Raw genomic sequence first — 18,501 nt, 5'->3', positions numbered from 1 at the left:
GGCGGCTACTCAAAACGCACGCGCGGATCCGCGAGCGTGTAGGAAATATCCGCCAGAATCAAACCGACGATATAGAGGCTCGCACCCAAAAAAACCATGGCACGCACCACTGAAAAATCTTGAGCCCCGATCGCATCGATGGTGTAACTCCCTAGGCCTGGAATACCAAAAAACGACTCAGCGATGAGACTGCCCATAAACAGCAACGGCAGGGCGGAAACCGTGCCAGTCAAGATCGGCAACATCGCATTGCGCAGCACATGCTTAAACAACACCACACGCTCGCTCAAGCCGCGAGCCCGCGCGGTACGCACATAGTCCTTGCTCATTTCCTCGAGAAACAAACTGCGATAAAACCGCGCCTCGGGCCCAAGTCTAGAGATGATCGCAACCAAAATCGGTAAAGCTAAAAACTTAACCGCATCCAACCCCCAAGCGAAACCTGAGTAAGGCACCAGACGTAATATTTTTGAAAATAACCACTGTCCCGCAATGATGTAAAACAGCCCAGAGATAGAGAGCATAAACACACACAAGACGACACCCCAAAAATCAAGGCGCGTACTGCGGAAAAACACCAATGACAAGGAAAACGCGATACTGACGAGCAGTCCGAGAATAAAAGTCGGAATCGCCAGTGCAAGACTTGGCCACATCCGCACACCAATTTCACGTCCAATATCACGACCCTCATCCGAAGCACCAAAATCGAATTTCAATAGCGGGACTGAGCGTTGATAAAAAATAGTGTCGGTATATTTTTTGAGTCCAGAGGCCTCGGTATTTAAAAAGAGGGGTTTGTCGTAGCCACGATCGGCCTTCCATTTTTCGACAGCATCGGCACTCACGCGCTGACCGCCAATCGCGAGACGGGCCATATCATCGGGCGTATTCACTGCAAAAAACAACACAAAAGTAAACACATTGACGCCGATCAAAATCATCGCGCCATACATCAACCGTCGAAAAATATAAGCGATCATTTGCGCATCTCCTGCGAGTGATCTGATTTCGCTTGATCATGCAAGACGTGCTCGCCAAACGCATTGAGACGCTCCTGCCTACGCAGCACTCTCCACGCAGGCCAGACAACGGCAACCAACAAAGCGATCAGCGCCCCCAATGGCCACCAAATCGGGGGATTCCATTCGGCAATCTTCTTGGCTCGAAGTTCAGGATCGACTTTCATGTACTGCAGGGTATTACGCACCATTTGAGTCGGCTTGGCATTACCGACCCATTGCTGAAAGGCACCGCCTGACTTTGGAAAAGCACCAAACATCCAAGGAGCATCCTCTTGCAGGACTTTTACCATTTGAGCGATGACTTGCGCTTTTTCATCACCATCCGGCAGATCTCGCATTCTTTCAAAGAGTGCGTCGTACTCTGGATTGACATAATTGGAGGCATTTTCACCGCCCTTGCCTGCTTTCACATTTGGACCGTAGAGCAGAAACAAAAAGTTTTCCGCATCGGGATAATCAGCGACCCAGCCCCACATATACATCTGGGCAACGCCTCGCGCCATTTTTTCCTGAAAACGGTTGTAGTCGGTGGAGCGCACATCAAGCTGGACGCCAATATTAGCGAACTGACGGCGCATCCAATCGAGCGTGGGGCTCGAACCACCCCCACCACTTGCCGAGTCAAAATGCAAGACGAGCGGCGCGCCCGTTTTTGCATCTCTGCCGTTTGGATAGCCCGCTTCGGCCAATAAGCGACGGGCCTCATCGAGCGACTTGCGTTGTGGCTTGCCATCCTTGATGTCGTACACCACGCGATTGAACCCCGCCTCGCCACTCACATAACCGAGGATGCCGGGCGGGATGGGACCATAGGCGACCTGCGCCTGATCATTTTGAAAGATCGCGACAAACTCTTCCCAATTAAAGGCGATGCTGAGTGCCTGACGCAATTTGCGATTACGCGTCTGCTGTTCTGGCGTGTCTCCCTGCCCCACGACTGGGTCGCGCCAATTAAAACCAAAATACTGCATTTGTGCTTCGACCGTGGTGGGAAGTTGAATCCCGTGCTTGGCGTACAACGCTGCTTTTTCTGTCGAGTCGCTGGCGGCCACCAACATGGCCACGCCCGTATCACCGCGATCAACCTGGGGGATATCGTAGTAACCCTGCATGAACTTTCCCTGCAGAGGAATACTTTCTTTTTCAATATTAAAAACAATCCGATCAATGAAAGGCGTCATTTTGCCGCAGTCGGCCAACAGACCCGCGGCTTGATCGCCTGGCTCTCCCTCGCAAGGATAAGGCTCGCCACGAAAATTCGGATTACGCGAGAGCACGTGACGTCGGTTTTGCAAAGACTCGGTCAGCATATAGGGGCCCGTGCCAACCGGCCAGTGATTCAATGAGAGATTGCGCTGAGCCATCCCTGGCTGGCTATAAAACCGATCCGCCTCCCATGGAATGGGGGCGACAAACGTCATGGCGAGCCAATACTTGAACTGCGGATATAGGCCTTTCACCCGGATACGCAAGGTGTGCTCATCGAGCGCCTCGATACCAGAAAAGCCCGCATTGCGCAGATCGAGCCAAGGCAAGTCGCGTGCACCTGCGGGCATGTCCTTGCGTAAATCCGCATCAATTTCACGCAAACGCTTGCCATAGGCTTCCATGCCAATGATGTGTTGCGCCAAGGTCGAGAAAATCGGTGAAGCGACGCGCGGGCTCGCGAGCCTGCGCAAGGCATACACGTAATCATATGCCGTTAATTCGCGCGTTCCCGTCAATGGAAAGTCGGGAATCGCAAACTTACCTTCAAACTCCTGCACATCGATCGGCCAATAACGAAAGCGGCCATCCTCCTTGCGGGCGAAAGAGGGATGCGGTTGAAACAAAATACCGGGACGCAGGCTAATGTCATAAATACTCTCGACAATCTCCGAGGGTCGGGCCTCTGCATCCAGTGTATTGCCTTGCCAGTCGAGAAATATTGGCTCTGCCACATGGGTCGCCGCTCGCGGAATCAGCTCGTAGGGGCGTTTAAGGTAGTGATAACCATACAGCGGCTCATAAATATTGTAGGTATAGGGTGTTTCATCGGTTGAATATGAACGCGCCGGATCGAGATACTTTGGGGAACGTTGCGTAAAAGCCGTGTAAAGCACGTTCTGCTTTTCTGCGCCCGCCACATAAGGACTATTAATGGGTGAAGTCAAGGATGTTCGACTCCACTCAGTCACTGGGTCACAACCAGCGAGAATGACGATTGCGCAAAGCGCAATCGTTTTTTGCAGGATGCCTAGACGGCTTAAGAACATTTTTTATTTTTCCAACACTCCACTCGCCACTCCCAAGGCGCGACAGCAGCGGGCTCAGCCCAAAGTCCAAGCTTTTTCTGACGCGCAGACTTTTCTAACTCCAGCAAAGATTTATCGCGCAGAAACTTTCCTTTGGCCTGTTGATTCGCCCAGGCGAATCCCTGCTCGACTTGCAACCGATTGGCGGTGGTGCCGTCAACCGGGATGTCACAGATATGGCGGTCGTAGTGATCCTTTTCAAAACAAGTGATCGTGATTGTTTTGCCAGCCACATAATTTGCTAAATTTTTTCTGGACGCCTCACCAAAGGGTTGGCCAGGCTGACTGCTACCGTGCGCCGTTTCAGGGGCATCGATACTCGCCAACCGGATCCGCTCCTGTTTGTTGTCTATCAACAGGTTGATGGTGTCTCCATCTGACACCCGGACGACTTTACCGGTCAGCTTATAAGGTGCGCCTGACGCGTGTGCAGTCGGGACAAGTTGTAGGAGCAGATTTTGTGACCCACAGAGGCCCAGGAAGGCCAGTGCCGCCGCAAGGATCCCAAAAAAAGCACCGCTGATTCGTTTATTGTTTTTCATTTAAATGATTGATTTATATGTAAAAATTGATCAAATGTTCCATAAATACCGCTTGATGCATCCAAAACGACCCGAAGCAAAGCTTTGCGCTTTTTGAGCATCAATCTTGCACTAAGTTCAAACTAACCGCCAACATGATTTAATGCTAAATGACCGTATCGACGGCAACAGACATCAGACCACATCTGGGTAAAGTTTAACCATGCAGATCGTATTTCTTGACAGCGACACTATTACAACCCCTTTACCCGTCCCTGATTGGGCGACCAAATGGGTCAATCTCCCTGCCACACCCCAAGATCCTGACGCTGTCGTCAAAGCGCTGGCAGAGGCTGATATTTGCATCACAAACAAGATCAAACTCACCCCAGCCATTTTGGCGCGCTTGCCCCGTCTAAAGTTTGTCTGCGTCGCCGCCACTGGCTACGACTGCGTCGATCTGCAATCCTGTCGCGAACACGGGATCGTCGTCTCCAATGTGCCGGGCTACTCCAGGCAGAGCGTAGGCGAAGGCGTGATTGGCTTTATTTTTTCGCTTCGTCGCGCCCTCCCTTATTACCAAACGACTGCACGTCAGGCTTGGCCTGGCTCTTCTCATTTTTGTGTTCATGGTGCACCCATCCTCAATGTGCGGGGCGCAACCCTAGGGATTTTTGGTCGTGGCGCTATTGGCAATGAGGTCGCGACCCTTGCTCAAGCACTCGGCATGATCGTGATTTTTGGCGAACACCGTCACCGTCCCGATGTGCGTCCTGGTTATGTCCGCTTTGAAACTCTGTTGGCTCAGAGCGATGTCATCACACTGCACTGCCCGCTGACCGAAGCCACCCGAGGCATGATCGGTCAGGCGGAGATCGCCCATATGAAGCCTGGCGCCATGTTAATTAACACCGCGCGAGGCCCTCTGATCAATGAACAAGCGGTCGCCGACGCTTTGCTCAGCGGTCAATTGGGCGGCGTGGCACTCGATGTGCTGGCAGTCGAGCCACCTCCCGCCGAAAATACACTCCTTGAGCTGCATCTACCTAATTTGATCATCACCCCACACATCACTTGGGCAAACGAACATGGTATGCGCAGCCTCATGGATGGTATCGCAGGCAATCTCAACGCTTTTTCTCAAGGTAAACCCATCAACGTCGTGAGCTGAGACGTCCTTGAGCTTGACTACCATCTCGCCGCCCCTTCACACAGCTGGAACAAAGTAGGCGTCACTCTCACTCATCAGGCAAATAAATGAGCACTTTATCTACATCCCAATCTGCGCAGCGCCCGCTCTATGTAGGTTGCGCAACCGGTTTCTCAGGTGATCGTACGGATGGCGCTGGCCCCGTTGTCGACACACTGATCGCCTTAGGTGGTGGCGTACTGAATTTTGAAACACTCGCCGAGCGAACCTTGGCGCTGGCGCAAATCGAAAAACGCAAAGATCCGAAAATGGGCTATGAGCCTCTGCTCGCTGATCTCGTAGGCCCTGTTCTCAAGCGTTGTCTCGACCACAAAATTCAGATCGTGAGCAATTTTGGTGCTGCCAATCCGCTGGCCGCCGCGCAAAGAATATTTGCGATCGCTCGAGAACAAAAATTGCGTACTCCGCGCATTGCAGTGGTGTATGGCGATGATCTGACTGAACCAGAGCAACTGAAATTTTTACTCAAAAAACTCGGTACCGATATTGATCCTGCGCGTGTTGTCAGCGCCAATGCCTATATCGGCGCCTATGAGATTGCTCAAGCCCTCAACGATGGCGCGGATATCGTTGTCACAGGACGCGTCTCTGATCCCTCGCTCACCCTTGGCCCAGCGATCGCACATTTTGGTTGGGCGATGGATGACTGGCACAAAATGGGTTGTGGCACGATGGCTGGACATATGCTTGAGTGTGGGACGCAAGTCTCGGGGGGCTACTACAGCGTACCCGGTCAAAAATCCGTCCCTGGTATGGACCAGATTGGTTTTCCCATCGCAGAGATTCGGGCAGATGGCACGTTCTCCGTTTTCAAAGCAAACAACACTGGCGGACTCGTCGATGACCGCACGGGTCGCGAACAGATTCTCTACGAAGTGCATGACCCCGCCCGCTATCTCACACCCGATGTCACAGCGGATATTACCGAGGCCAGCATCACTGAAGAAGGTCCGAATCGTATCCGCGTGGAGGGCATTCAAGGGCATCCCCGCCCAGCCGAACTCAAAGTCAACGTCTGCTACGACAACGGTTATCTCGCCGAAGCCGAAATTTCCTACGCCGGTTTTCGCGCGAGAGAACGCGCGGCACTTGCCGGCGAAACGGTGCGCAAACGCATCGGACATCTTTTACCATTGCGCATCGACTTGATTGGTGCGATTAGTATCTTTGGCGATGATGCTGGAGAGCTCATGGGCAAAGGCCTGCCCGAGTCCCGCGATGTTCGTCTGCGTGTCGCAGGCGTGCATATTGATAAATCCATCGCAGAAAAGATTTTGCGCGAAGTCACCTCTTTGTATTGTTGCGGCCCAGCGGGCGGAGGGGGCGTTCGCACCTCACTGCGTCCTCGCCTTGACACCCTATCTTGCACCATTCCACGTGAATCCGTCCCTTGTGGCTATCGCTTTGTCGAGGAGCAGCACGCATGACCTCAATCGTTCAGCAAACCGTTCAATTACCTCTTTATCAGCTCGCCCATGGACGTGCGGGTGACAAAGGCAACACCTCCAACATCAGCGTCATCGCTTGGAGTCCAAGCTGTTTTGAGCTCCTTGTTTCGCAGGCTACGGAAGGCAAAGTCGCCGAGTGGTTTGGCTATCGTCACCCCAGCAAGGTGACGCGCTACGTGTTGCCCAAGCTGCTGGCGATGAATTTCGTGCTCGAAGGCATTTTGGATGGTGGCGTCAACGATGCGCTCAACTTGGACACCCATGGTAAAGGCCTGTCCTTTTGGATGATGGATATGCCGATCGAGGTCCCGCAAGAGCTCGCTCAACAATTGAGTATCAAAGAATACTCAAAGTAGGCCTATTGAAAAATCATTCAGTCACCGCTAAAAATCACGTTCACCCCAAAAAACTTTTGTTAAGCAAATGGACAGCTGTTGAGCCCACGCATAAGGAAAAGCATTTTTTGGTCGTGAAAGTGATCGAACCTGAGATGATTGGTGCTCCCGTCGTTGAAATCGAGCTAGAAGCCGCGATGACGGGACGCACCCTCAGATTACCTTGGAGAACACTCAGGGATCAACGGCATTGGCGCCAAGGCTGGGTGGATTAGGAGCCTGTTGGTCCTGCTTTATATCCCCGCGCATCCTTTGTAAATAGCCGGATAGCTAAGCTCGCAAGGTAAAGCACAATGAGCGTACCGGCAAGATCACCGACAAACATCGGAACAACACCAGACCACGCATCAGGCGATAGTCCTTTGAAATAAAAGTACAAGTTGTGGGGAAAGGAGTTAAAAATCGCCCCCGCTACCGCAAATACCAACAGTTGCGAATGCTGTAATCCAGCTAAATCTCGGGGTAGTTTTAACCAACGCGTGCAAAGATTGAAAGCGACGAGGGGACCTAGCGCAGAAAGCCCGGCGAGCATGACGATATTGAACGGCTCGTACTTCAGTAAGCTGAGATTGGTCAAAATTGCACCAAAGAACAAACCTAGAGCTCCGGCCCACCCCCCGACTATGACCGCAAACATCCGAATCGCTGCAGGCAAAAAGATCCAACTAATAAAACCTGTAAGGTGAATCCTGGAAAACAGCCAATTATTCAATTGAAACAGCGCAAACCACGCGAGTGCGACACCCAACACAAATAAAATCATTAACTTACAAGCTCTTGGCGTGCAAACGTTGGGACACTACTGGCGCCAAATTAAAAATTATGGCAATCTGAATGCACTAAAAAGCTTACAAAATTAGGCTGACAAAACAGGGATTTGTGACACAAAAGCTTTCCAAATGAACAAGGGCTTACAGAATAAATCTGTAAGCCCCTGATTTTTTGGTGCGCCCGGCAGGATTCGAACCCACGACCCCTTGGTTCGTAGCCAAGTACTCTATCCAACTGAGCTACGGGCGCTGTAAAGTCAGAAATTATATCAGTTTTTAAAAAAGTGTGGATCTTGGCCTCTCTATAATCAATTAGCTCACCTTTGATACGATGACTGTTCCATGCAAACCCCTTTATCCTCTCCAAACGACGACTCAGCCGGTGTAATTCGGTCACTTCTACATCGTGTTTGGGATGCAGCCGGCGGTGAGCCAGGAAGAACCTCACAAGTATCTCTGACGGGCCATGGCAGCCTAGCTTCTTTTTTTGCCGTCACCGAGCTCGCAGCGGCGTCAATGGGTGCTGCGGGTTTAGCCCTTGCCAGCATGATCGACACCCTCAATCAAGCCTCAGGCCGAAAGTCTGAGATGTACCCTTCTGTGATCGTCGACCGACGTCTAGCCTCTTTTTGGTTTGGCTCCACGCTCAGGCCCGACGGCTGGCTGGCGCCCACACATCGCGAAGTCGCCGCCGCAGATTATCTGGCGCAAGACGGTTGGTTGCGCTTGCACACGAATGCCGCACACCATTTATCGGCTGCACTCAGAGTGCTTCAATGCGAGGCGACGCCTGTAGCGATTGCTCGCGCCGTATCGACTTGGCAGCGAGATGCACTCGAGGCCCGCATTCTCGTTGAGGGAGGCTGCGCAGCCACCATGCTGACCACTGAACAATGGTTAAAACAGCCGCAAGGCAAAGCGATCAGCCAGGAATCCTTGATCGACTGGACTCCTGGCACCAAAGGGTTGTCTGGACCTTGGCCATTCGAAGTCACTCAACCTCTCAAAGGATTAAAAGTCCTAGACATGACGCGCGTACTGGCTGGCCCAGCGGCGACGCGCATGCTGGCAGGACTTGGCGCCCAGGTCCTACGCTTGGATGCGCCGATCTGGGAGGAATCAAACGCCCCAGAAATGACGCTCGGCAAATACTGCGCTGAACTCGATCTGCGTCAAGTCTCGCATCGTGCGCACTGGGCCAAGCTCTTGAGCGAAGCGGATATCCTGGTGCATGGCTATCGGAGTGACGCGTTGGCGAAGTTGGGCCTTGATGCTCAGACACGACAGCGCCTCAGACCGGGCCTGATCGATGTGTCGCTTGACGCCTATGGCTTTACCGGACCCTGGCACAACCGTCGTGGTTTCGATAGCCTGGTGCAAATGAGCATGGGTATTGCCCAGACCGGCCAACAGCTCGGTCACTACGACCGCCCTGAGCCTTTACCTGTTCAAGCGCTCGATCACGCAACAGGCTATTTATTGGCGACCGCCGTCTTAAAAGGACTCGAGACTCGCATCAAAACAGGTCAGGGGTTGATCGCACGCGCCTCCCTCGCACGCACAGGCGCGCTCTTACTCACAACGCTGGATCCTCTGGGGCTTGAGCGTCCCAGGCTGTTACCTGAAACGCCAGAAGATTTAAGCGATGAGGTGGAACAGACAGGCTGGGGATTGGCCAAACGTATCAAGTGGCCTGTCACCGTCTCTGGTGTCACCATGCACTGGCCCTTGGGTGCAGGGCCGCTCAAGCGCCATGCGGCACAGTGGTTGTAGTTGTTGTGTAAAAACCTAGCGAGCGGCGCGCGGCACAGTCCAGTATTTTTCTAAAAGAAAAAATCCAGCTTGCATCAATAGTGCCAACACGGCGGCAGGAATGGCTCCCGCCAACAACAATGACGTGTTGTTGAGCGCAAGTCCCTGCACAATGCGCTCACCGAAGCCACCCGCACCGATAAAGGCCGCAATCGTGGCCGTACCGACACAAAGCACAGCTGAAATGTTGACTCCCGAAATAATCATGGCACGCGCCAAGGGCAATTCAATTAACCAGAGACGCTGAGCCGTCCTCATCCCGAGCGCGGTTGCGGCTTGACGCATTGAGGAAGGGATCTCTTTGAGCCCCGTATGCGTGCTTTGTACGATTGGCAGTAACGCGTATAAAAAAAGCGCCACGATCGCTGGCACGGTACCAATGGTCCCAAGCACTGTAATCAAAAAAGCCAATACGGCTAGAGAGGGAATCGTTTGCATCACGCTTGTGACTGCGAGCACGACCTGTCCGAGCCTAGGTGCATAAAAACACAATACTCCCATTGGAATACCAACTAACGCAGCTAAGAAAAGAGAACTCAAAACGAGAAACAGGTGCTGCCCAGACAAGCGCCAAAAATCCGGGCCAAACAGAACAGTCATAAAGCTGTTGCGGGCTGCGCTATCCGGACGCGTCACAGTCGTTGCATCTTGCAAAAACTGCTTGGCCACAAGAGAAAAACTTTGTTGATCAATTTCAGCACGCGTATTGAGGGCGAGCATGGTACTTTGCGAAATTGAGTTTTCAAGCTGTTGCAAGGCCTGCCAGGCTACCGGAAAACGCTCAGGCACATCAGCTCGAAACAGCAATAGCGCTTGATAGCTGGGGAAAAATTGGCGATCGTCTTCGAGTGCGGTGAGCGCATAGCGCGAGAGCTTGGAATCCGTTCCGTAGGCATCGACTAAATCAATTTTTTTAGCAGCGATGGCCTCATAGGCGAGACCATGGTCGAGTCCCCGAGGCTTGAGCGCCTCCAAGCCGTAGGCATTCACTAAGCCTCGCCAGCCATCAGCGCGACCTATGAACTCATGGGACAGACCCAACACGAGCGTTGGATGACGCCTTAAATCTGAAATAGTCTTGATCTCCAGTGAGCGAGCAAGGTCACTGCGCAGCGCCAACACATATGAGTTGTTAAAGCCGAGTAGCACTCCGGCTCGCAAACCCATTGGCAAGAGTCCGGCGTTGATTTCCTCGAGCGTCAGCGCTTGCTCGGTCTTGAGGATTTCGCGTGTAATGGTGCCGGTGTACTCGGGATAAACATCGATCTCGCCACTTTTCAGTGCCGAGAGCAAAATGCTGGTATTTCCCATGCCAGATTTAAGCTGCACCTGAGTGTCGCCCGCCTCGCGCACCACCTGAGCGATGATTTCACCGAGAATAAAAGACTCGGTGAAACGTTTGGACCCCACCACAAACGGCGCAGCTGACGCGAACTGCGTGCTCAACAGGCAAAGCATGGCGAGCATCAAGATGCGCAAAGAACGCCGCATCGCGTTTAAACCACCACGAGTCGCGCGGCTTGCTTTTCACCGATATGACCGATGACACTGGCGTGACCAAAGTCATGCTTCTTGAAAATAGCGAGTACGTCCTGCACGGTCTCTGGTGCACAGCACACGAGCAAACCACCGCTTGTCTGTGGATCCGTCATCAAGGTCTGACACTCGTCGGGCAAGCCTACCGCCAAACTCACATCCTGGCCGTAGCCGTCCCAATTGCGACCCGAGGCGCCCGTGACCATACCTGCCTTGATCAAGTCAACGACACCGGGCAATAAAGGCACGTCCGCCCATTTAATCTGGGCCGTCAGATCCGCGCCGCGAGCGATCTCTAACGCATGTCCGGCCAACCCGAAACCCGTGACATCGGTCAGCGCATGCACACCTTCTAGCTCAGCCAGCTCTGGTCCAGGTGTGTTGAGTTTGGTGGTGTTGTGCAACATTGAGGCGTAGCCTGCGGCGTCAAGCGCTTCTTTTTTGAGCGCTGCGGACAAAATACCCACGCCAACCGGCTTACCTAAAATCATCACATCGCCTTTACGCGCACCATCATTACGCTTGACACGGTCGGGGTGCACGAGACCGAGCACGACGAGCCCATAAATGGCTTCGACGGAGTCAATCGTGTGACCTCCGGCAATCGGGATACCGGCCGTACGACACACAGAAGCCCCTCCTTCAAGGACCTTGCCAATGGTTTCAGTCGACAGAACATTAATAGGCATTCCCACGAGCGCCAAGGCCAAGATCGGACGCCCGCCCATGGCGTAGACATCACTGATGGCATTGGTCGCCGCGATACGACCAAACTCATGCGGATCATCCACGATCGGCATAAAGAAATCTGTCGTGGCGATCAAGGCCTGCTCATCATTTAAACGATAGACCGCCGCATCATCGGCTGTCGCGATACCAACCATCAATTCTTTGGGGATCGGCATCTGCAGCGTACCCTTCAAAATCTCATGTAAGACGGCTGGCGCAATTTTGCAACCGCAACCGCCACCATGTGACAGCGAAGTTAGGCGTGGCTCGATTGTTTTCATGAGATTCCTTAGGGATTAAGACGAAATAGATTGTTGAACGATTGTAATCAAACGCTCTTGTTCTTGGGCAGGGGCAAATAATGGTGCCCGCAGTGCACACTGGCTCTCCAACAGCGCATAAAAAGATGGCTCGCGACGCAGACGCAATAAAAGCTCTGCCAAGGCATTTGCATCTTCTGTGGGAAAAAAACCTGCATAATCCTGACCCAGCATGCCTTCGTTGCCGGAAATGCGAGAGGCGATCACCGGCACACCGCTACAAATCGCTTCCATGACAACATGCGCCCCACCTTCCATCACGCTTGGATGCACCAGAACGTGAGCACGCTGAATCAACCGACGCGTCATTTCGTGCGAACGCGCGCCTAAAAACGTGTAATGTGGACAGGCTGCCGCAGTCTGATGGGCTTCTTGGGCAAGCTCCATGTCATGCTCGCCGCCCACATGCTGTAGCTCAATCTCTGGATGAGCGACCAACTGTTGAGCCGCTTTAAAAAAAGTTCGAGGCGATTTCTCGGCACGCAAATGTCCCACCATGACGGCACGAAGACGACGTTGGGATTTAGGGAGTGTTTGACGCGTCGTGGTGGATTGAAAGGCCACGACTGTTTTGGTTCGAAAGGCTTCAGGCACGGCTAGAACACCCTCAGATTGCAACACCACCAAGGTGTGCGCCCACAGCAGGGACAGCTGAGCTGCAGGATCGCTCTGAATATCCCGATACAAGTCTGTTCCCGTGAGCACCACAACCAAACCGCGCGTCCCGCGACGCGCATGCCAAGCAGCGATCGACGCATGGCTTCTGCGTGCATGCAACGCGATCATGACGTGATCACGCTCGCTACCATCCCACTGCTGCACAATCTTGACCCGACAAAAATGACGAAGCATGCTTGCGTAGCGCTTGGCCGTTTGCCAATTGCCGTTATTCGCAGCGGCAAGAGCGGGACTGACAATCACAACATTCAAAGGGGTGGGCGTGGGTAAAATAGACATAACCAAAGGTTACCAAGAATCATGCGACAGGCTGAAGTAAACATATTGGCTCAAGGGCTTAAGTCCCTACGGACTCACACCCTGGGGGCCTTTGCGCACTATCAGCGTGCGGGAGCGTTGGCGGTCCCTTTGGAGGATGAGTTTAATCCGCCGCTATGGGAGTTGGGGCATCTCGCCTGGTTTCAGGAATACTGGGTGGGGCGCAACCAGCAACGCGACCTCGGCATTTGGCAAGACCTTGCCCACCCCAGGCTAGCCTCGATGCTTGCCTCAGCCGATACCTGGTATGACAGCGCACGGGTTGCACACAAGCAACGATGGAGTCTGCCCCTGTTGCAAACAACCGATTGCCTGGCATATCTGCAAAACACACTTGCCGCCACACTGGACCAATTGGAGCACGAGGTGGACGGCTCGCCTGCATTGTATTTTTATTGGCTTGCACTGCAACACGAGGCCATGCATCTCGAAGCGAGTACCTACATGGCCCAGTCTTTGGGGATCCCTTTTGAGGTGAGCTGGAAGCCTTCTTTAAATGGCACGCAGTCCACCAAGCCTGATGCCTTACCAACTTTTAGATCACTACCCAGCTCAACTTGGACACTAGGAACACGGTGGCAAGAGCTTGAAAATAAAAGGTTTTGTTTCGACAACGAAGTCGGTCATCGCGCGACACGGCTTGAAGCTTTTTCCATTGCGCTTGAGCCCGTAACCTGGTCACAATATCTCGCCTTTATTGAGGCCACGGGACACCGCTTACCTCTTTATGTCCGTCCTGCCTTGTCACCCCAGGCGCTCTGTCCCTTTGAAATCCGAGTCTTTGATGCTTGGCAGTCCATCCCTCCTAATGCATGCGCCACCCATATTTCCTGGGATGATGCGCAAGCCTATTGCCGTTGGGCACGATGCAGACTTCCGACCGAGGCCGAGTGGGATTATGCGGCACGCACGCAACAGGATTTCCACTGGGGAGAAGTATGGGAATGGACAGCTGACACCTTTGAGCCTTTTGAGGGATTTACGCCCCACCCCTACGTCGAATACTCCGCACCCTGGTTTGGCTCACGCAAAGTATTACGTGGTGCGGCATCAGCGACGCATCCGTATTTGCGCAATGTCAATTACCGTAACTTTTTCACTCCCGAGCGCCGGGATATCTACTCTGGCTTTAGAGTGTGTGTCTAGCCTCTTTGGACATCAACTCGCCCAGAACAATGCAAATTGTGCCTGCGGATCTGTCCAGCATTGTGTCTGCGAAAATCCAGCGCGCTTGAGGTGCTCCGTAAAACTCGGGATCGTCCATTTGTAAGAGTTTTCCGTATGAATAGCCTCGCCCTCAAGAAAAACTCGTAAACGCTCACCCCAGCGGACCGTGACGGCCTTGCGGGCAATCAGATGCATTTCAATCCGAGATTCGACCTCATTGAATACTGCCTGATGCCGCCAATCACGCACATCAAAATTCGACCCTAACAAGCTGTTGATATGCCTTAATACGTTGAGGTTAAACGCCGCCGTCACCCCAAGATCATCGTCATAGGCGCGCTCGAGCGTGTCGGTGGCTTTAACTAAATCAATGCCAATCAATAAACCCGAGCCCGGCTGAGCGTTTTGACAGAGTCTAGAGATACGCCCTAAAAACGTAAGCGCCTCCGCGGGTGTGAAATTTCCCAGGCTCGAACCCGGATAAAAAGCAAAGACTGGGTGTTGCGTGATTTGACGCGCCAAAGCTGCAGGAAAATCAAGCGTTGAGGAAAAATCCATGCCGACACCCACCATCTCAACGCCCGGGTGCACCCGCTGGAGGTTGACCAGTGTATCGATCAAATAGTCGAGCGAAATATCGACCGCAACGTATACGCTAGGAGTCGTACCCGCAAACAGACTGGCCGCCTTCTGACAGCTCCCTGCACCCAGATCAACCCAAGCCGCTTGTTTTGGAATGTGTTGATGAATGGCAGAGGCATGCTCAAGCAAAATACTAGCCTCGGTACGTGTTGGATAGTACTCGGGCAAATGGGTAATCGCCTCAAATAAGGTCGAGCCTAAGGCGTTGTAGAAATATTTTGGCGAACAGTGCGCACGCGGCGCAGTCAAACCGAGCTCCAATTCCGTGGCCACCTTGCGCGGGTCCATCTCGAAGGTGTTGTAAAAACTCGGGGTCTTCTGGGTCATTCACCTGCTCCGGGCAACTCAAAAATATGATCGAAACCTTAACACGTTGCCTTGCAACATAGGTCTTTGGGATCCGAGCTGAGGCATAATCACTCACACCCTTTAGGCGATATGAGCCACGATGACAGCCTCGACGACACACCGCGATCAAAGCCCTTGGACCGTCTTTTGGATTTTCCTGCGTCTAGGGCTGACCTCTTTTGGAGGGCCCGTCGCGCATCTAGGATATTTTAGAGAAGAGTTCGTGACGCGTCGTCAATGGCTCAGCGACCGCAGCTACGCCGATCTCGTGGCGCTCTGTCAATTTCTACCTGGACCCGCAAGCAGTCAGGTCGGTATCGCATTGGGATTTTCCAGAGCGGGCTACTCGGGTGCGCTGGCGGCCTGGACTGGCTTTACCCTACCCTCGGCGATTGCGTTGATATTGTTTGCAATCGGAATCTCCAGCGTCGGCACGAGCTTTTCGGCTGGCGCGCTGCAAGGCCTGAAAATCGTCGCGGTCGCCGTGGTCGCCCAAGCGGTTTGGGGCATGGCACGTAGCCTCTGCACAGATGCAAAGCGCATCACCATCATGGTGCTGGCCACATGCGCCGTGCTGCTAATGCCTTCAGTCTGGTCACAAGTCGGCGTGATCCTTGCGGCAGGGCTCGCCGGGCTCGCCTTGTTCAAGCCCACACCCCTCGTGTCTCATGAGCCACTTCCCATACAGCTCTCTAAGCGGGCGGGTGCTTTCTGGCTCGCACTTTTTTTTATTGTATTGATCGCTTTGCCCATTGCTTCTGAGGCCTTACCCAATCAGGCACTGGCAATCGTTGATGCCTTTTATCGTGCGGGCTCCCTCGTATTTGGTGGAGGTCATGTGGTGCTTCCACTTCTACAGACCGAAGTGGTGCCAACGGGCTGGGTCGACGAGCATGTCTTTCTCGCAGGCTATGGTGCGACGCAAGCGATGCCCGGCCCTCTTTTCACCTTCGCCGCCTTTTTAGGTGCCTCTATGACCTCTGCGCCAAGTGGTTGGATCGGTGGCATGATCGCTTTGATCGCGATTTTTATCCCGTCCTTTCTGTTGGTCGTTGGTGCGTTACCGTTTTGGGAGCAACTGCGCCAAAACCTCCGTACACAAGCTGCATTAATGGGCATCAACGCCGCTGTTGTGGGTCTCCTTCTCGCTGCCCTATACCAACCCGTTTGGACCAGCGCGATTTTGAGCGCGCAGGATTTCGGACTAGCGCTCGTCGCCTTTGTCGCACTGATGTTCTGGAAACTCCCGCCATGGCTCGTGGTGATTGCCGGTGGTGCAGCGGGATGGTTACTACATCTACTTTAAAAGCTTAGAGCCTCAGCATGACATGGGGCAATTCTAAAAGAAAAAAGCTAAATAGGCGATATCAACGCCTGGCCCGCGCGATGGCATTTTAAGTTTTCAAGCACCCGCTCAACTGCCTCTTGCATCGCCTCAGGTGAGAGACCTGCTATGTGAGGGGTAATGACAACATCGTCAAGATCAATCAACCCAGGTGGTAACGTTGGCTCACCCTCATACACATCGAGTGCCGCACCCGCGATCACTTTATGATTGATCGCTTCGATCAGCGCAACCGTATCAACAAGGCTTCCTCGCGCCACATTGACTAATATGCCATCAGAGCCCAATAAATTTAGTACTGTGCGATTGACGATATGGAAAGTCTCAGGACCGGCAGGTGCGCATATCACCAGAAAGTCACACCATGTTGCCAACTCCTCGATATTCGAGAAATAGGCATACCCAAACTCATCCTTACGCGTTCGACTGTGATAGCCCACCTGCATATCAAAAGCGAGTGCACGGGTTGCGAGCTTTTGTCCAACAGCACCCAAACCGAAAATGCCTATTTTTCTTCTTGAGATATGTCTCGGTCTCGGTAACTCGTCACGCCATAAACCTTTTCGAACTTCACGATTGAGAAAAGGTAGTCGCCTGACCGTGGCAAAAAGCAGCATCATGGTGTGATCCGCAACAACCTCGGCGTTCGTTCCAGCAGCGTTACAGGCGACGATCCCTCTTTTGCGTGCCGCGGCAAGATCTACGCCTTCGTGACCCACACCCAAGGTGCTGATGAATTCGAGTTTAGGCATGAGCGCCATTTCGGCTTCTTTCAAACCAAAAGCACCGTTAGTCAGAACGAAATGGATGCGCGCGCCATGTTCAAGCATGGTTTGCGTTAAAAATGATCGATCACCAGCATATTTTTCATAAGGCATGTAGATCAAATCAACATGTTCGGACAAAAGAGTGCGATGCTCCTCTGTCAAATATACGAGCACTAAAAGAACAGACTTTTGAAACATCTTCACACATCCTTCGTCACAGCAAAATGATCAAATTCATTATTCAGGTTTTTTGCCGAATTGAACGCCTGCCCATTCCTCAAAATGTCTGATTGGAAAAAGATTGTCTTTTGGCCCATCACCTTGTGTCATGGCAAAAGCCAAGAACTGTCGGGCATTTTGATTGATAAACATCGGCGCCCCAATTTTCTCTGCTTCATCCAGACACATTTTGATATCTTTGTGCAGTAACTCTGTTGTGAAACGTACAGTGAAGTTTCTGTCTAGGGCACCCTGTGGAATTCTTTCAAGCGTTGCAAAGGACCTACCGCTGGAAACATTTAGCACGTCCAACATCGTTTTAGAATCCAGGCCCGCTTTCACGCCGTAGACCAAAGCCTCGCAGCTCGCCAACATGCTTGTGGCATATAGGGTGTTATTAATGATCTTCATCGTTTGTCCTAAGCTAGGATCCTCGCCAAGGAAGAAAATATTTTTGCCGATGACTTTCAAAATAGTCTCGGCTTTTTTAAAAGCCTCTGTATCTCCTGCGGCCATGACTGCCAATGTGCCGTGTTGGGCAGCAACAGTACCTCCACTGACTGGAGCGCTTACAAATGCGATTCCGCGCTGAGACAAAATATCATGCACTTCTTTTGTGACTGAGGGGCCTGTTGTGGAAAGATCAATCAACATCTTGACCGTTGAACCTGCCAAGACTTCCGCAGCCACAGACTTGACAGCGGCAGGCACTGGCAAACACAAATACACATCCGTGACGCGAGAAGCGAGATCAGAGACTCCGTCAGCGACTTCAGCACCAAGAGCCTTGAAGCGAGAAAGTACCTCTTTGTTCAAATCGAAAATCACGAGTTCATGGCCTGCGGCCAGAATGCGTGTCGCAAAATGTTGTCCGATATTACCTGCGCCAATTAAACCTACTTTCATGCCTATCTCCTTGAGATTTTTTAATGTACTTTTTCTTTTATACAGTTACTA

The 18,501-nt window shown here is 52.6% G+C and carries 17 protein-coding genes and 1 tRNA gene; 7 read left to right on the top strand and 11 right to left on the bottom strand.

Features of this window, described 5'->3' with window-relative positions; translation table 11 throughout:
- Positions 1–5: 5 nt before the first annotated feature.
- Genes AC8GE9_RS09450 through AC8GE9_RS09440 form a run of 3 tightly spaced genes read right to left on the bottom strand, consistent with a single transcriptional unit; the run spans position 6 to position 3,861 of the window.
- Positions 6–983: an ABC transporter permease gene (locus AC8GE9_RS09450; protein WP_506676912.1), complete on the bottom strand. Its 978-nt coding sequence runs from the start codon at positions 981–983 to the stop codon at positions 6–8.
- The gene (locus AC8GE9_RS09445) at positions 980–3,280 is read right to left on the bottom strand and encodes an ABC transporter substrate-binding protein (protein WP_506676911.1); all 2,301 of its coding nucleotides are present in this window, start codon (positions 3,278–3,280) and stop codon (positions 980–982) included. Before AC8GE9_RS09445 ends, AC8GE9_RS09450 begins: the two co-directional genes overlap by 4 nt.
- Entirely contained in the window at positions 3,271–3,861 is a 591-nt protein-coding gene (locus tag AC8GE9_RS09440) for a thermonuclease family protein (protein ID WP_506676910.1), read from the bottom strand. Before AC8GE9_RS09440 ends, AC8GE9_RS09445 begins: the two co-directional genes overlap by 10 nt.
- Before the next feature lie 202 nt (positions 3,862–4,063).
- Between AC8GE9_RS09440 and AC8GE9_RS09435 the strand changes: the two genes are divergently transcribed.
- The 4 genes from AC8GE9_RS09435 to AC8GE9_RS09420 all read left to right on the top strand — a co-directional run bounded on the left by AC8GE9_RS09435 (position 4,064) and on the right by AC8GE9_RS09420 (position 7,108).
- Positions 4,064–5,011: a D-2-hydroxyacid dehydrogenase gene (locus tag AC8GE9_RS09435; RefSeq protein WP_506676909.1), complete on the top strand. Its 948-nt coding sequence runs from the start codon at positions 4,064–4,066 to the stop codon at positions 5,009–5,011.
- Between the two features lie 86 nt (positions 5,012–5,097).
- A complete protein-coding gene (locus AC8GE9_RS09430) occupies positions 5,098–6,477 on the top strand; it encodes an acyclic terpene utilization AtuA family protein (RefSeq protein WP_506676908.1) in 1,380 nt (459 codons plus the stop codon).
- Positions 6,474–6,854 carry an AtuA-related protein gene (locus AC8GE9_RS09425; protein WP_506676907.1) on the top strand — a complete coding sequence of 127 codons (381 nt, stop codon included), beginning with the start codon at positions 6,474–6,476 and terminating at the stop codon, positions 6,852–6,854. The genes AC8GE9_RS09430 and AC8GE9_RS09425 overlap by 4 nt, the downstream gene beginning before the upstream one ends.
- A 5-nt stretch (positions 6,855–6,859) precedes the next feature.
- On the top strand, positions 6,860–7,108 hold the full coding sequence (locus AC8GE9_RS09420; RefSeq protein ID WP_506676906.1) for a TIGR02450 family Trp-rich protein: 249 nt from the start codon (positions 6,860–6,862) through the stop codon (positions 7,106–7,108).
- Here the strand turns inward: AC8GE9_RS09420 and AC8GE9_RS09415 are convergent.
- A complete protein-coding gene (locus AC8GE9_RS09415) occupies positions 7,105–7,656 on the bottom strand; it encodes a hypothetical protein (protein ID WP_506676905.1) in 552 nt (183 codons plus the stop codon). The genes AC8GE9_RS09420 and AC8GE9_RS09415 overlap by 4 nt on opposite strands.
- Before the next feature lie 180 nt (positions 7,657–7,836).
- A tRNA-Arg gene (locus AC8GE9_RS09410) sits at positions 7,837–7,913 on the bottom strand.
- A gap of 92 nt (positions 7,914–8,005) precedes the next feature.
- On the opposite strand from AC8GE9_RS09410, the gene AC8GE9_RS09405 reads away from it, so the two are divergent.
- Entirely contained in the window at positions 8,006–9,436 is a 1,431-nt protein-coding gene (locus AC8GE9_RS09405) for a CoA transferase (protein ID WP_506676904.1), read from the top strand.
- 15 nt (positions 9,437–9,451) lie between these two features.
- Here the strand turns inward: AC8GE9_RS09405 and AC8GE9_RS09400 are convergent, their stop codons facing one another.
- The 3 genes from AC8GE9_RS09400 to senB are packed head-to-tail and all read right to left on the bottom strand — an operon-like array spanning position 9,452 to position 13,017.
- Positions 9,452–10,966 (bottom strand): glycine betaine ABC transporter substrate-binding protein, encoded by a 1,515-nt coding sequence (locus AC8GE9_RS09400; protein WP_506676903.1) that lies wholly within the window; start codon positions 10,964–10,966, stop codon positions 9,452–9,454.
- A 5-nt stretch (positions 10,967–10,971) separates the two neighbouring features.
- Positions 10,972–12,021: a selenide, water dikinase SelD gene (selD, locus tag AC8GE9_RS09395; protein ID WP_506676902.1), complete on the bottom strand. Its 1,050-nt coding sequence runs from the start codon at positions 12,019–12,021 to the stop codon at positions 10,972–10,974.
- A 15-nt stretch (positions 12,022–12,036) separates the two neighbouring features.
- Entirely contained in the window at positions 12,037–13,017 is a 981-nt protein-coding gene (gene senB, locus AC8GE9_RS09390; protein WP_506676901.1) for a selenoneine biosynthesis selenosugar synthase SenB, read from the bottom strand.
- 21 nt (positions 13,018–13,038) lie between these two features.
- Here senB and senA point away from each other — a divergent pair, with 21 nt between their 5' ends.
- Complete coding sequence (gene senA, locus AC8GE9_RS09385; RefSeq protein ID WP_506676900.1) at positions 13,039–14,202, top strand: selenoneine synthase SenA; 1,164 nt, start codon at positions 13,039–13,041, stop codon at positions 14,200–14,202.
- 12 nt (positions 14,203–14,214) lie between these two features.
- Here senA and egtD read toward each other — a convergent pair whose 3' ends face one another.
- Positions 14,215–15,192, bottom strand: coding sequence for an L-histidine N(alpha)-methyltransferase (egtD, locus tag AC8GE9_RS09380; protein ID WP_506676899.1), 978 nt, complete (start codon positions 15,190–15,192; stop codon positions 14,215–14,217).
- 121 nt (positions 15,193–15,313) lie between these two features.
- Here egtD and chrA point away from each other — a divergent pair, with 121 nt between their 5' ends.
- Complete coding sequence (chrA, locus tag AC8GE9_RS09375; protein ID WP_506676898.1) at positions 15,314–16,519, top strand: chromate efflux transporter; 1,206 nt, start codon at positions 15,314–15,316, stop codon at positions 16,517–16,519.
- Positions 16,520–16,566: 47 nt separating this feature from the next.
- Here chrA and AC8GE9_RS09370 read toward each other — a convergent pair whose 3' ends face one another.
- Positions 16,567–17,523 (bottom strand): 2-hydroxyacid dehydrogenase, encoded by a 957-nt coding sequence (locus tag AC8GE9_RS09370; protein ID WP_506676897.1) that lies wholly within the window; start codon positions 17,521–17,523, stop codon positions 16,567–16,569.
- A gap of 39 nt (positions 17,524–17,562) precedes the next feature.
- Positions 17,563–18,450, bottom strand: coding sequence for an NAD(P)-dependent oxidoreductase (locus AC8GE9_RS09365; RefSeq protein ID WP_506676896.1), 888 nt, complete (start codon positions 18,448–18,450; stop codon positions 17,563–17,565).
- Positions 18,451–18,501: the final 51 nt, after the last annotated feature.

This window comes from Zwartia lucis (genome assembly GCF_965234455.1).
Classification (GTDB): Bacteria; Pseudomonadota; Gammaproteobacteria; order Burkholderiales; family Burkholderiaceae_B; genus Zwartia; species Zwartia lucis.
Note: the sequence above shows the minus strand (reverse complement) of the source record. Positions and strands in the feature narration are given on the sequence as shown.